Source organism: Microbacterium sp. DT81.1 (assembly GCF_049844955.1).
Taxonomy (GTDB): Bacteria; Actinomycetota; Actinomycetes; order Actinomycetales; family Microbacteriaceae; genus Microbacterium.
Map to the genome: position 1 here is coordinate 123,726 of NZ_JBNCMA010000006.1, position 12,282 is coordinate 136,007.

The window sequence follows — 12,282 nt, forward strand, 5'->3', positions numbered from 1 at the left end:
GCGGGGCGAACGCGCCCGCAGCATGGAGGGCATCATGGCCGGAACCGACGACATCCTGAAATCACTGCCGGTGGATCAGATCGCCGCGAAGCTCGGGGTCGAGCCGAGCGTGGCACGGCAGGCGATCGAGGAGGGCGGCGCCACGATCCTCGCGGGGTTGCAGCGCAATGCGGGGACGCCGGAAGGCTCGAAGGCCATCCTCAAGGCGGTCGGCAAGCACTCGAACACGCTGGGCGAGGGAAAGGTGGATGTCGACAGAGTCGACACCGCCGACGGACAGAAGATCCTGGGGCACATCTTCGGCGACCAGCAGCAGGCGGTCGCGCAGAAGCTGACGTCCGAGCCGAAGACCGCGGGCATCGACTTCGCCAAGCTGCTCCCGATCCTGGGGCCGATCGTGCTCGGGCTGCTCGCGAAGAAGCAGGGCGGGGCGGGCAAGGGCGGTGCCGGCTCTGCGGGCGGGGACGGCGGCATCGGCGACATCATCGGCGGACTGCTCGGCGGAGCGTCGGGCGGTGCGGGCAGCGGCGGGTCGCCGGGCGGCATCGATATCGGCGGACTTCTCGGCGGACTGCTCGGGGGCAAGAAGTAGACGACCCGTTCGCGGTGGACCGGTCGCCGAGCGGACCCTTCCCGGTCGCCGAGCTTGTCGAGGCGCCGACCCTTCGACAGGCTCAGGGACCGGGTAATTCGCCGGGCTGATTGAGGGGTCCGGTTCCGGTCGCCGAGCGGACCCTTCCCGGTCGCCGAGCTTGTCGAGGCGCCGACCCTTCGTTGAACCGGCGCCGACCGGCGCGGGTCAGGCGGCCTCGAAGACTATTCGCCCGCCCGCGCGGCGCGCGCGGCATCCCGGCAGATCGATCGGCCCCTGGCCCGACCAGTCCGTGACGAGCCGCGCGACCTGAAGCGTCTGGGCACGGGTCAGGCTGGTGCCGAACTCGCTGGCGACCACGTGCCGGATGATCCGGTTGCGCAGCGCCGCGGGGTTCGCCGCCAGCGCGGCCGCCGACACCGAGATGCCGGCCTCGGCGTGCTCGACGATGTCCTCGATCGTCTCATCGATCATCTCCGCGAAGGCTTCGGCGTCCTCCCTCAGCTGTTCGGCCGTGCGCGCCAGCGCCTCGGCGACGCCGGGGCCGAGCTCCGCCTCGAGCACGGGAAGCACGGACGTGCGGACGCGCACGCGCGCGAATCGCGGGTCGGCGTTGTGCGGGTCCTCCCATGGGTCGAGCCCGCTGTCGGCGCAGAAGGCGCGCGTGGTGGCGCGGCGAATGCCGAGCAGGGGACGGATGCGGCGGCCTGACACGCCGGCCATGCCCTGCAGGCTGGCGGCGCCGGAGCCCCGGGCGAGCCCCAACAGCACTGTCTCGGCCTGGTCGTCGAGGGTGTGGCCCAGCAGGATGCACGGGGCGCCGAGCTCGTCCGCGAGCTTCTCCAGCGCGGCGTAGCGCGTTTCGCGCGCGGCGGCCTCGGGGCCATCCGAGTGGTCGCGCTCGACGTCGACCCGCAGTACCCGTGCCTCGAGCCCGAGTCGCTCGGCGGCCGCGACCGCGCGGGCCGCGGCCTCCGCAGACCCAGACTGGAGGCCGTGATCGACGACGCCGGCGACGGCGCGGATGCCGAGCTTGGCCGCCTCGAACGCGGTCGCTGCCGCGAGTGCAAGGGAGTCGGCGCCGCCGCTCAGCGCCACGACGACGGTGGCCGCACCGGGCTCCACGAGGGGCGCGAGCGCGCGCCGAACCGCGAGTCGCACCTCGGCGACGGCGGGCGACAGCGGGCGATCGGGGCTCACCGCCCCCACGTTAGCCGCGTCACCCGTACCGCAGTCAGGCTGGTTGGTGCGGATGACGTCTCCAGCACCGCCGACGGACGGCCGTCGGCCACCGCAGCCTGAATCCGGCACGCCCCCGGCCGACGCCCCGATCATCGACCGCCCCCGAACCGGAATCCGGAACGGCGGGGCCCGCGCAGTAGGCTTATCCGCGGCATCCGTCCCCTTCCCAAGGAGCACACCCATGGCCGCACACGACGCCGTCATCGAGATCCCCCGCGGCAGCCGCGTGAAGTACGAGGTCGACCACGGCACCGGCCGCGTCTTCCTCGACCGCGTGCTGTTCACGCCGATGGGGTACCCGGCCGACTACGGCTTCTTCGAGAACACGCTCGGCGAGGACGGCGACCCGCTCGACGTGCTCGTGCTGCTCGATGTCACCCTCTTCCCCGGAGTGATGGTCAACGTGCGCCCGGTCGGCGTGCTCAAGATGCTCGACGAGGCCGGCGGCGACGACAAGCTCGTGGCCGTGCTGACCAAGGACCCTCGGTGGAGCCACATCCAGGACCTCGACGACGTCCCAGAGTTCACGAAGAAGGAGATCGAGCACTTCTTCGAGCACTACAAGGACCTCGAGCCCAACAAGTGGGTGAAGGTCGACACGTGGGGCGGCAAGGATGAGGCCGACCGCATTCTCGCCGAGGCGATCCTCCGCTTCGAGGAGCACGAGGGCCAGACCAAGACGCAGGGCGAGGGCGAAGCGCCCAAGACCCTCTGAGACGCGGACAGCAGGGGCCGGGTCCTTCGGGACCCGGCCTTTCGCGTGCCCCGGCCTTGTCCCGCGGTGGCGCGGACTCAGACCGAGATGCCCCGCGCGGCCATGAAGTCGATCGGGTTCACCGGGTAGCCGTTCTGGTACGTCTCGAAGTGCAGGTGGCATCCGAACGAGTTGCCCGTGTTGCCTTCGAGTGCGATCAGCTGGCCGGCGGCGACCCACTGGCCGCGTGAGACCCGGATGCCGCCCTGGATGATGTGCGCGTAGCCGGTGCCGGTCCCAGCGCCGTGGTCGATGCGGATGTAGTTGCCGTACCCGCCGTTGTACCCGGCGTAGTCCACGACGCCGGCGTTCGCCGCGTAGATCGCCGCCCCGCAGCCCGTGGCGAGGTCCACCCCGCGGTGGAATCCGCTCGAGCAGTAGCCCGTACCGCACTGCCTGGTGCGTGGCCCGTAGCCGGAGGTGCGGACGCCCGAGGACGGGCGCGCCCAGCCTCCGCCGACGATGACGCCGCCGACTCCCCCGCCGCCACCGCCGATGGCGAGCTGCTGGGCCCGAAGGTCGGCCTGCCGCTGGCGCTCGATGGCGGCGAGGCGTTCCGCCTCGACGCCCGCCTCGTACTCGGCGACGGTCTTCGCCGACGTGTTCATCAGCGCCTCGAGCTGGGCCTCCAGATCGGCGAGGTGCTGCTCCTGCTCCTCGAGGGCGGCCTGCGCGGCGTCCGCCGCCGCCTGCGACTCGATCATCTTCTGCTCGGCGACCTGCTGCAGGCGATCGCGCTCGGTGCGGGCGACGATGGCCTGGTCGCTCAGCGACTGGGCGGAGTCGCGTGCCTTGATGGCGTCGGAGTACACCGCCTGGTTGCGCTCGACCATCTTGTCCATCGTGCCGAGGCGGGCCAGCAGATCGTCGGCGTTCGCCGCGGAGCCCGCGAAGAACAGCTCGAGCGAGGTGTCATCGCCCCCGTTGCGGTAGAGCTGGGCGGCGACGCGGCCGGCCTTCTGCGCGGATTCGAGGGCGAGGGCGGCCTGCTCGTCGGCCTGGCTCTGCAGTTCGTCCGCGCGGTAAGCGGCGTCGTAGAACTCCTGCTGGGCGACGTAATACTCGTCGGCGCGGGCCTCGGCCTCGGTCCGCGTGCGCTCGACCTCCTCGGTCAGCGAGGCGATGAGCCCTTCGATGCGGGCGACCTCGCCGGCCTTGACCGCCTCGTTGGCGAGGGCGTTCTGCACGTCGTCCCACGACGGGTAGGTCGCGGCGAACGCGGCAGGGATCATGGGGCCGCCGATCGTGCCCAGTGCGACGGCGCCGAAGGCAGCGAGACCGAGCGCGGTGCGACGAGAGACGGGCACGAGGAAGGAGCGGCGCTCGCTCTCCGTGGGCGCGCATCCGCAGTCTTCGACAGTGCCGGCGAGTTCGCCCTTCACTCGGCTCCCCTCAGCGGTGCGTGAGTCACAGTGACCACAGTAGCAACATGCGTCACATCCGCAACGGATGGGACGCCCCCACGCAACGTACTTCCCCAGTCCGCGTCTTGCCATCGTCCCCCTTTCCGGCGCGCTTGGGAAGAGGAACGGGGCTCGGATTGGCGAAAACATCGGTTGGCACGTATGCTTGACCGTCGGTAAGCGTGAGCCCCCGGGTTCTGCTCGGCCCCATCGTTTAGCGGCCTAGGACGCCGCCCTTTCACGGCGGTAGCACGGGTTCGAATCCCGTTGGGGTCACCCGTATACAATTCAATATGCATGGCCCTGTAGCGCAGTTGGTTAGCGTGCCGCCCTGTCACGGCGGAGGTCGCGGGTTCAAGTCCCGTCAGGGTCGCTCTGAGCGACGGGCCCTTTTTTCGAAGAGGGCCTTTCGTTTAGGTCGCGGCGTTCATGGATGCCGCGAGGCTCTGTAGCTCAGTTGGTAGAGCGCACGACTGAAAATCGTGAGGTCACGGGATCGACGCCCGTCGGAGCCACTGGCCCTTTCTCGAGGCTTCTACTCGGGGGAGGGCCTTTACTTTGCCCGGCCACCCGCTTGGCGCTGCTGTTTCCTGCAGCCGCGGCGCCAATACGCGCAGCGCGCGCGAACAGATGCAGCGCGAGCCCCGCGCCGCGGACTCACTCCCCCAGCGTGACGTCCACCTGGATCTCCGCCGCGAGTCGCTCGATCGCGGACTGCACGGCATCCACATCGACGGATGCCGGCACCTTGGCCGTGATCGTCGCCTCGAAGAGCCGCCCTCCCGCCATCGCCGCATCCCGCGTCTCGGTCGTCATCCGCTCGATGCTGAGGCCGTGCGCACTGAGCGTCGCGGAGACCTCGCGCACGATTCCCGGATGGTCATTGCCGAGCACGCGGAAGGCGAACCGGCGATCGGCGCCGGCCTTCTCGGCGGTGACCGAGGGATCGCCGGGATGCGTCGTCACCGTGAGCAGCCCGTCGAGGCCGGCGAGCGCGGCCCTCAGTTCGTCGACGCGGTCGGCGGCGACCGAGACCTCGATGATCCCCGCGAACGCGCCGGAGAGTTCGGCGAGCTGGCTGTTCTGCCAGTTGCCCCCGTGGGCATCGACCACGTCGGCGACGGCCGCGACCAGGCCTTGGCGGTCGTCTCCGACGACGGTGAGCACGAGCGTTGTCATGACCCACAGCGTAGCCATCGGTCCCGCCCGAAGGCAGGGGCGGTCAGGCGAGCAGCCGCCGCAGGCGCACGGAATCCGGGGCCAGACGCTGCGCGACCGTGACCGCGGAGCGGATCGCGCTCTCGTGCGAATCCGCGTCGTGAGTGTACAGCCCCGCCAGCCAGACCCCCTCCCGGCCCTGCAGCTCGCACAGCCGGCGCTGCGCGTCGAAGTAGTCGGGGGTGACCTTTCCGTGCTCATAGCGCGCGAGCGCATAAATCGGCTGCGGCATCCGCTCGTCGAACGTCACCCAGCTCTTGAAGACCGGCAGTCCCCGCGCAGGATCCCAGATGGTCAGCGCGCTGTGCTCTCCGTCCCACCTCGCGTTCACGACCGACCAGTCCGACTCGTCCGGCGGCATCAGCCGTCTATCGCCGTGGACGGCGATCGCGGTGTCGAAGTACTCGAATCGGCCCAGCTGCCGGCGCATCGGCTCGAGTCCGGGGACCGCCTCGAGCAGGGGAAGAGCCTGCTGTGCATTCGTCGCCACGATCACCTGGTCGAAGCGATGACGGATGCCGCGGGCATCCTCTACCGCGTAACCGCCGCCCTCGCGCTCGACCCGTCGCACGGCCGTGCCGAGGTGAAGCTCCGTCGCACGCAGGTCGCGCACGAGCGCATCGACGTAGACCGCGAGCCCTCCTCGGATCTGGCTCTGCCGCGGCGGGGAGAGTCCCTTGGGCGCGTTCGCCCCCAGATAGTACAGCGCGTTGTACGCGGCGAACCGGCGGAACTCGGCCGGCTCCACGCACCAGAACGCGAGCAGCAGCGGGTTGACGACTTCCTCGGCGAACCGGCGCGACACTCGGTGGTCCTCGAGGTACTGCTCGATCGTGACCGTGGTGTCGTGCCGCTCGAGAAACGCGGGCACCCGAGCGAGGAAGATCCGGAACCGGATCAGGTCGCACAGCGCCCGCGGCGTGAACGAGGCCCAGACGGGCCGGCCCCCGCGAAAGGGCGGCATCGGGAGCGCCCGCCGGCGGCCCGGACGGCGGGGATCGCGGCCGAAGAGGGTGATCGTCGCGGGGTACGACTCGCGCTGCACCCCGAGGAGGTCGAGCAGCCGGTTGAACGTCGCGTACGCCGGCCCCCGGCCGAAGAACTGGAATCCGGCATCCACCGCCACCCGCTGCGCATCCACCTCGACCTCGACGGTGTGCGCGTGCCCGCCGGGCCGGTCGTCCTTCTCGAACAGCGTGATGTCGTGCTGCCCCTCGAGCAGCCATGCGCTCGCGAGACCGGCCGCGCCTCCGCCGACGATGGCTATCCTCACGCGAACCCCGTTCCCGACCTCTCCCTTGTACACCGTTCCGAGGGCTAGCGTGGCGGAATGGATGACGCCGCGTCCGATGTGCAGGTTCTCGCAATGCTCCCGTGCGGAGACGTGGAGCGGCCGTGACACCGCCCGCGCCGGCGCGCCTTCGCTGGAGGATCCCGCTCCCCGACCTCACGGGAAGCCTCGCCGTCGTCACCGGCGCCAGTGACGGCGTCGGCTTTGAGATCGCCCGCGCGCTCGCCGGCATCGGCGCCGAATTGGTGCTTCCCGTGCGGAACCGCGAGAAGGGCGAATCGGCGGCGGCCCGGATACGGCGGGACCACCCCCGAGCCGTGCTGACCCTCCGCGACCTCGATCTCGCCTCCCGGTCCTCGGCCGGGAACCTTGTGCGACAGTTCACGGACGAAGGGCGGCCCATCGACATCCTGGTGGCGAACGCCGGGATCATGCTGCTGCGCGACCCGGTGAGGCACGTCAGCGCCGACGGGCACGAGCTGCACTTCCAGACCAACTTCCTCGGTCACGCATCGCTCCTGCTCGGCATCCTGCCCCTCCTCCGGGCGAGCCGCGCGCGCATTGCGTTGCAGTGCAGTCTCGCCGCCGACCACTACGGCATCGCCTGGGACGACCTGGAGGTTCAGCGCCGCTACACCGCGATGCGCGCCTACGCGTCGTCGAAGATCGCCCTGGGCCTGCTCGGCATGGAGCTGCACCGGCGATACGGCCCCGAGGCATGCGGCGAAGGGGTCCGCGGAGGTGGCATCCGCGTCGTGCTCTGCCATCCGGGCGTCGCACTGACGAACATCGCACCAGCCGAGATGCGTGCCGGCCGGAATCTGCGGACCCGTGCGAGTCTCGCCGTGCTCGGCCGCGGGCCGTTCGGCCAGAGCGCCGCGGAGGCCGCGCTGCCCGCGTTGCATGCCGTCACGTCAGCGGATGCCGCGGGCGGAGGGTTCGTCGCCCCCTCGGGGCCTTTCCACCTCGGCGGACCTCCGAAGGCGCAGCGACCGTTCCGGAACGTGGCCGACCCCGTGGCGGGCACCCGTCTCTGGGCGGCGCTGGAGGCACTCCTGGCCAATCCGAAAGCCGCTCCGCCGCGAACAACCCTGTGACGTCGGGGCCGAACCTGCGCGTCAGGAGGCCGGACCATGGCGAAGAGCAGCCGCAGGGCACGTGTGAAGTTCCTCTCCCTCGCCGCACTGGCCGGCATCGTGAGCGCCGCCGTGTTCCTCGCGGTCGCCGAGCTCGTCGCCCTGCTCGTCGCGAGGGAAGGCAGCCCGATCCTCGCGATCGGTTCGTTCATCATCGACATCGTGCCCCAGCCGTTCAAGGAGTTCGCGATCGCGACCTTCGGCGAGTACGACAAGATCGCGCTGCTCGCCGGCCTGGGACTTGGAGTGCTGGTCGCGGCCGTCGTCACGGGCATCGCCCAGTTCCTCAGGCCTCCGCTGGGTGTGATCGCACTCCTCATCGCCGGCGCGCTCTCGGTCGCCGCCATCGTGACGCGGGCGGGTGCGACGCCGCTCGCCGCGCTGCCCCCGATCGCCGGTACGCTCGCCGGCTGCATTCTGCTGACCTTCCTCGTCTCTCGGCTGCGCCGGTGGGCGGCACTGCCGGCGACCGAGGTGAGCGGGGAGGCCACCGACGCCACCGGGCAGGCCACCGACCAGGCGTCGCGCGATTCAGCGGCAGCAGGCGGCTCGACCCGGGTCGATCGCCGCATGTTCATCCGCGTCACGAGCATCGCCGGAGCATCCGCGGTGCTTGTCGGCATCGGTGCGCGCGTGCTGAACACCACCACATCCTCGATCGCAGGCGTTCGCAGAGCGCTCAAGCTGCCGGCTCCCCGTTCGAGCGTCGCGGTACCAGAGGGCGCCGAGCTCGACATCGAGGGGATCTCCCCGCTGTTCACGCCGAACAGCGACTTCTACCGGGTCGACACCGCGTTGACGGTCCCGTCCATCAACCCGGAGACCTGGCGGCTCGTCGTCGACGGGATGGTCGACCAGCGCGTCGAGCTGACGTTCGACGACCTCGTCGGCATGGGGCTCGACGAGTACTCGATCACCCTCACATGCGTGTCGAACGAGGTGGGCGGCAAGCTGCTCGGCAACGCCAAGTGGCTCGGCGTTCCCGTGCGTGAGGTGCTGAAGATGGCGGGCGTGCAGTCCGGCGCCGACATGGTGCTCTCACGCAGCGTCGACGGGTTCACGGCCAGCACCCCGCTCACCTCGCTGACCGACGACGCGACCGACGCGATCCTTGCGGTCGCCATGAACGGCGAGCCGCTGCCCCTCGAGCACGGCTTCCCGGTGCGCATGGTCGTTCCCGGGCTCTATGGCTACGTCTCGGCGACCAAGTGGCTCACCGAGCTGAAGGTCACGACCTTCGACGCCGATGAGGCGTATTGGACCCCGCGCGGGTACAGCGCCGAGGCGCCGATCAAGTTCTCGTCCCGCCTGGACACCCCGCGCACGGGCACCGCCGTCGCCGCGGGGCCCACCCCGGTCGCCGGGGTCGCGTGGGCGCAGACCGTCGGGATCGAGCGCGTCGAGGTGAGCATCGACGACGGCGAGTGGCGGCCTGCCACGCTGTCGACACCCGTCAACGACGACACGTGGGTGCAGTGGTTCGTCGACTGGGATGCCACCCCCGGGAGTCACTTCATCACGGTGCGGGCGGTCAACAAGAACGGCGACCTGCAGATCCAGGAGCGAGCCCCGATAGCACCCGACGGCTCATCCGGATGGCAGCGCACCCTCGTCCAAGTGACGTAGGGAGCCGTCACAGAGCGCGCGCGGTCACTCCTCCGCGTACGCGCCGTCTTCTTCGGCCTCGAGCCGCGCGGCGTTCTCCCTGATCGCATCGTCCGACAACTGCGCCGGGGCGACGTCGGGGCGTTCCCGGTCGGGGTTCCCGGTCCCCAGATCGGCGGTGGGCGATTCCGCGGCCGTTCCCTCTTCGATCCCGCCGCCGTCGCGGGATTCGCTTTCGGTGCTCATGCGTTCGTCTCCTCTTCGTGGTCGTGCGGAAGCCCGGGGCGCACGGGCGCGTCGGGGGCGATGTCGACGCGGGTCACGTCGCCGTGCTTGGTGACCTGGATGCGCGGAGCGGCATCCGCCTCTACCGCCTCCGGCGCCCGCAGCAGCTGATCGCGCCGCTTCTCCTCGTCGGTCATGTCGTTCACGGAGCCCGATGTCGTGTCGTCCATGCAATGAAGCTATCGCCGTGTTCCGACGCCCAGGAGGCCCTGGCCGACGGCCCGGATGCGTGCTACGCGCCCCTCGATCAGAGAATTCGCGGACGATCCTCCCCCATTGGCGCCGCGCGGCGTACATTGAACACAACGGATGTCCGAGACCCCGACATGCGGCATGAGGCCGTCTTCATCGTCAGGGGTTCGACATGACCGACATCCGCACCTCGCCCACTGCTGAGGCATCCGAGCCGGTACGCCGGCAGAGTGCTCGCGTGCCCAAGGCGAACGACTTCACGGCACTCGCCCATGTGATCGCGGAGAGCGGTCTGATGCGGCGGCGCTACGGCTACTACTGGACGAAGCTCCTCGCGGTCCCGGTGGTCTTCGGCGCCTCCATCGCAGCCTTCATCCTGGTGGGAGACACGTGGTGGCAGCTCTTCACTGCCGCAGCCATGGCGGTCATCTTCACGCAGATCGCGATGCTCGGACACGATGCGGCCCACCGCCAGATCTTCCGATCAGGGCGGTGGAACGACTGGACCACGCTGGTGATCGGCAACCTGTTCGTGGGGATGAGCTATGGATGGTGGCAGCACAAGCACACGCGCCACCACGCGAATCCGAACAAGATCGGCACCGACCCCGACATCGAACTGCCGGTGATCTCCTTCACGCCCGATCAGGCCAGTCGCCGATCCACCAAGGTCTGGCCCCTCGGGTGGCTCATGGCGCACCAGGGGCTCTTCTTCTTCCCGATCCTCCTGCTCGAAGGGCTCTCGCTCCACGCGTCCAGCGTTCGTCGCGTGTTCTCGCGCGAGCCGCTGCACCGGAGGCCGGTCGAAATCACGTTCATCGCCGTGCGGATCATCGGCTTTCTCACCCTGGTGTTCCTGGTGCTCTCTCCCGGGATCGCCTTCGCGTTCCTCGGGGTGCAGCTCGGCCTCTTCGGTGTCTACATGGGCATGGCGTTCGCGCCGAATCACAAGGGGATGCCGCTGGTGCCCGCCGACGCCAAGATCGACTTCCTTCGTCGCCAGGTGCTGATGAGCCGCAACATACGGGGCACCCGGGTGCTCGACACGGTGATGGGCGGACTCAACTACCAGATCGAGCACCACCTGTTCCCCTCGATGCCCCGCCCGCACCTGCGGGCGGCATCCGGCATCATCGCCGATTACTGCCGGGAGCGAGGCGTGACGTACACGCAGACGGGACTGTTCGAGTCGTACGGAATCGTGGTCCGCTACATCAATCGCGTCGGCCTCGGGGAGCGGGACCCCTTCGAGTGCCCGCTCCTGCAGGTGCGCCAGACGGTCTGATCCGCGCGAGCCGCTTCTGATCCGCGGCGAGCGCTAGATGATGTCGTCCCAGTTCAGGTCGGCGGAGCGCAGCTGTTCGACGTCGTCGTCCGCGAACGCCAGGCCACGACGACCCTCGAGGTAATTGATCTTCGAGAGGATCATCAGGATCGTGTCCACCTCGACGAGCTCGTCGTCGGCCCCGTCGCTGAGCACCGCGGCCATGTCGCTCAGCCACCCGATCCGCAGATCCACGCGGCTGACAGATCCATCGGACGCGACGAACGGGATGTCGACCACGTCGACACCGTGCACCCTGGCGAGTGCGAGACCATACCCCGTGACGGCGTCGGCGATCTCAGTCCCGGTGAGGAAGGACCCGTACGTGGTGACTATCGTCTTCATGTCATGCGCAACGCCCGCAAGGCCGACGATCCCGCCGCAGGCCGGTAGCACCTCCTGTGCAACAAAGGATGCCCTACCTTCAGCCGCCCACATCATCCCCTTGACAGGTCGTGCGCCGGCACGTAGTCGCCCGACGCGGCGGCTACTGTGGTTGCGTGGGAACTGTGTACTACGGGGGGTCGGCGACCCCCATTCACATCGAAGACCGAGCTCTGGCGCACCTGAAGGTCGTGATCGCGACGAAGCTGCGCCGTGGCGAGAGCTTCACCGTCTCGTGGCAGCATCCGGAAGACCAGCCGAGGGGCCGCAGCACGATCTGGCTGCACCCCTCCATTCCGCTGCGGTTCGTCTTCGACGATCCTGAGCCCGCGATCCTGAGTCGCGAATGGGTGGAGGAGCTGGCGAACTCCGCCAACTCCTCCGGCGGCATCATGCTGGTCGCCGAGCACTTCGACACCGGATCCCTCCCCGCGGTCGCCGACGGGTCCGCCTCCGCAGAAGCCGCCGACCAGTCCCCGGCAGACCAGTTCCCGTCGGCAGCCTCCGCGGAATAGCGTCCGGCCCTCAGCTCGAGGTCACCTCGGGCCGCTGCACTTCCGTCGGCTCCGGAGTGACGGTGAGCCCGTTCGGCCCGCTGGCCGACAGCATCAGCTCCTCGACCCACGTGCGGTTGATCTGCGGGTTCCTGCCTCCGAAGAAGTGGAACTGCAGCGGCACGGATGCGTGCATCCAGAAGCTGCGGCGACCGCTTCCGTCACCCATCTCCACATCGAACATGAACGACTCCGACCGGCGGAGCTTGTTCATGATCACGATGCGCAGATGGGCGAGAGTCCGGTCGTCGATGTCCACGGCGTTGCCGAGGGTGTCGTAGATGAATCTCCCCACGGGAGAA

General features: G+C 69.4%; 14 protein-coding genes and 3 tRNA genes. 9 read left to right on the top strand and 8 right to left on the bottom strand.

The window, feature by feature from the left end; translation table 11 throughout:
* Window positions 1-34 precede the first annotated feature (34 nt).
* Window positions 35-592 (top strand): DUF937 domain-containing protein, encoded by a 558-nt coding sequence (locus ACLQ2Q_RS16475; protein WP_425821830.1) that lies wholly within the window; start codon window positions 35-37, stop codon window positions 590-592.
* Between the two features lie 207 nt (window positions 593-799).
* On the opposite strand, the gene tilS is transcribed toward ACLQ2Q_RS16475, so the two are convergent.
* A complete protein-coding gene (gene tilS / locus ACLQ2Q_RS16480) occupies window positions 800-1,801 on the bottom strand; it encodes a tRNA lysidine(34) synthetase TilS (RefSeq protein ID WP_425821832.1) in 1,002 nt (333 codons plus the stop codon).
* A 214-nt stretch (window positions 1,802-2,015) separates the two neighbouring features.
* On the opposite strand from tilS, the gene ppa reads away from it, so the two are divergent.
* Window positions 2,016-2,549 (top strand): inorganic diphosphatase, encoded by a 534-nt coding sequence (gene ppa, locus ACLQ2Q_RS16485; protein ID WP_425821834.1) that lies wholly within the window; start codon window positions 2,016-2,018, stop codon window positions 2,547-2,549.
* Window positions 2,550-2,626: 77 nt separating this feature from the next.
* On the opposite strand, the gene ACLQ2Q_RS16490 is transcribed toward ppa, so the two are convergent.
* On the bottom strand, window positions 2,627-3,970 hold the full coding sequence (locus ACLQ2Q_RS16490; RefSeq protein WP_425821836.1) for a peptidoglycan DD-metalloendopeptidase family protein: 1,344 nt from the start codon (window positions 3,968-3,970) through the stop codon (window positions 2,627-2,629).
* Window positions 3,971-4,194: 224 nt separating this feature from the next.
* Here ACLQ2Q_RS16490 and ACLQ2Q_RS16495 point away from each other — a divergent pair.
* The 3 genes from ACLQ2Q_RS16495 to ACLQ2Q_RS16505 all read left to right on the top strand — a co-directional run bounded on the left by ACLQ2Q_RS16495 (window position 4,195) and on the right by ACLQ2Q_RS16505 (window position 4,506).
* Window positions 4,195-4,267, top strand: a tRNA-Glu gene (locus ACLQ2Q_RS16495).
* A 23-nt stretch (window positions 4,268-4,290) separates the two neighbouring features.
* Window positions 4,291-4,364 (top strand) — tRNA-Asp (locus ACLQ2Q_RS16500).
* A 69-nt stretch (window positions 4,365-4,433) separates the two neighbouring features.
* Window positions 4,434-4,506: transfer RNA gene (locus tag ACLQ2Q_RS16505), tRNA-Phe, on the top strand.
* A 142-nt stretch (window positions 4,507-4,648) separates the two neighbouring features.
* Here the strand turns inward: ACLQ2Q_RS16505 and ACLQ2Q_RS16510 are convergent.
* Window positions 4,649-5,170, bottom strand: coding sequence for a glycine cleavage system protein R (locus ACLQ2Q_RS16510; protein ID WP_425821838.1), 522 nt, complete (start codon window positions 5,168-5,170; stop codon window positions 4,649-4,651).
* A gap of 43 nt (window positions 5,171-5,213) precedes the next feature.
* Window positions 5,214-6,611 (bottom strand): FAD-dependent oxidoreductase, encoded by a 1,398-nt coding sequence (locus ACLQ2Q_RS16515; protein ID WP_425821840.1) that lies wholly within the window; start codon window positions 6,609-6,611, stop codon window positions 5,214-5,216.
* Here ACLQ2Q_RS16515 and ACLQ2Q_RS16520 point away from each other — a divergent pair.
* Window positions 6,605-7,597: an SDR family oxidoreductase gene (locus ACLQ2Q_RS16520; RefSeq protein WP_425821842.1), complete on the top strand. Its 993-nt coding sequence runs from the start codon at window positions 6,605-6,607 to the stop codon at window positions 7,595-7,597. The two genes, ACLQ2Q_RS16515 and ACLQ2Q_RS16520, sit on opposite strands and share 7 nt — an antisense overlap.
* Before the next feature lie 36 nt (window positions 7,598-7,633).
* On the top strand, window positions 7,634-9,262 hold the full coding sequence (locus ACLQ2Q_RS16525; protein WP_425821844.1) for a molybdopterin-dependent oxidoreductase: 1,629 nt from the start codon (window positions 7,634-7,636) through the stop codon (window positions 9,260-9,262).
* 24 nt (window positions 9,263-9,286) lie between these two features.
* Here the strand turns inward: ACLQ2Q_RS16525 and ACLQ2Q_RS16530 are convergent, their stop codons facing one another.
* Together ACLQ2Q_RS16530 and ACLQ2Q_RS16535 are read right to left on the bottom strand one after the other, a co-directional pair.
* On the bottom strand, window positions 9,287-9,487 hold the full coding sequence (locus tag ACLQ2Q_RS16530) for a hypothetical protein (RefSeq protein WP_425821846.1): 201 nt from the start codon (window positions 9,485-9,487) through the stop codon (window positions 9,287-9,289).
* Complete coding sequence (locus ACLQ2Q_RS16535; protein ID WP_425821848.1) at window positions 9,484-9,696, bottom strand: multidrug transporter; 213 nt, start codon at window positions 9,694-9,696, stop codon at window positions 9,484-9,486. The genes ACLQ2Q_RS16530 and ACLQ2Q_RS16535 overlap by 4 nt, the downstream gene beginning before the upstream one ends.
* Window positions 9,697-9,890: 194 nt before the next feature.
* Here ACLQ2Q_RS16535 and ACLQ2Q_RS16540 point away from each other — a divergent pair, with 194 nt between their 5' ends.
* A complete protein-coding gene (locus ACLQ2Q_RS16540) occupies window positions 9,891-11,003 on the top strand; it encodes a fatty acid desaturase family protein (protein WP_425821850.1) in 1,113 nt (370 codons plus the stop codon).
* A 33-nt stretch (window positions 11,004-11,036) separates the two neighbouring features.
* On the opposite strand, the gene ACLQ2Q_RS16545 is transcribed toward ACLQ2Q_RS16540, so the two are convergent.
* Window positions 11,037-11,387: a hypothetical protein gene (locus ACLQ2Q_RS16545; protein ID WP_425821852.1), complete on the bottom strand. Its 351-nt coding sequence runs from the start codon at window positions 11,385-11,387 to the stop codon at window positions 11,037-11,039.
* Between the two features lie 155 nt (window positions 11,388-11,542).
* Here ACLQ2Q_RS16545 and ACLQ2Q_RS16550 point away from each other — a divergent pair, with 155 nt between their 5' ends.
* Window positions 11,543-11,941: a hypothetical protein gene (locus ACLQ2Q_RS16550; protein WP_425821854.1), complete on the top strand. Its 399-nt coding sequence runs from the start codon at window positions 11,543-11,545 to the stop codon at window positions 11,939-11,941.
* Between the two features lie 10 nt (window positions 11,942-11,951).
* Here the strand turns inward: ACLQ2Q_RS16550 and ACLQ2Q_RS16555 are convergent, their stop codons facing one another.
* Complete coding sequence (locus ACLQ2Q_RS16555; protein ID WP_425821856.1) at window positions 11,952-12,275, bottom strand: ATP-dependent DNA ligase; 324 nt, start codon at window positions 12,273-12,275, stop codon at window positions 11,952-11,954.
* Window positions 12,276-12,282: the final 7 nt, after the last annotated feature.

Coding starts and splice junctions, on each gene's coding strand:
- ACLQ2Q_RS16475 (WP_425821830.1), top strand. CDS start 35: ATGGCCGGAACCGACGACATCCTGAAATCACTGCCGGTGGATCAGATC.
- ACLQ2Q_RS16540 (WP_425821850.1), top strand. CDS start 9,891: ATGACCGACATCCGCACCTCGCCCACTGCTGAGGCATCCGAGCCGGTA.
- ACLQ2Q_RS16525 (WP_425821844.1), top strand. CDS start 7,634: ATGGCGAAGAGCAGCCGCAGGGCACGTGTGAAGTTCCTCTCCCTCGCC.
- ACLQ2Q_RS16530 (WP_425821846.1), bottom strand. CDS start 9,487: ATGAGCACCGAAAGCGAATCCCGCGACGGCGGCGGGATCGAAGAGGGA.
- ppa (WP_425821834.1), top strand. CDS start 2,016: ATGGCCGCACACGACGCCGTCATCGAGATCCCCCGCGGCAGCCGCGTG.
- ACLQ2Q_RS16510 (WP_425821838.1), bottom strand. CDS start 5,170: ATGACAACGCTCGTGCTCACCGTCGTCGGAGACGACCGCCAAGGCCTG.
- ACLQ2Q_RS16545 (WP_425821852.1), bottom strand. CDS start 11,387: ATGAAGACGATAGTCACCACGTACGGGTCCTTCCTCACCGGGACTGAG.
- ACLQ2Q_RS16535 (WP_425821848.1), bottom strand. CDS start 9,696: ATGGACGACACGACATCGGGCTCCGTGAACGACATGACCGACGAGGAG.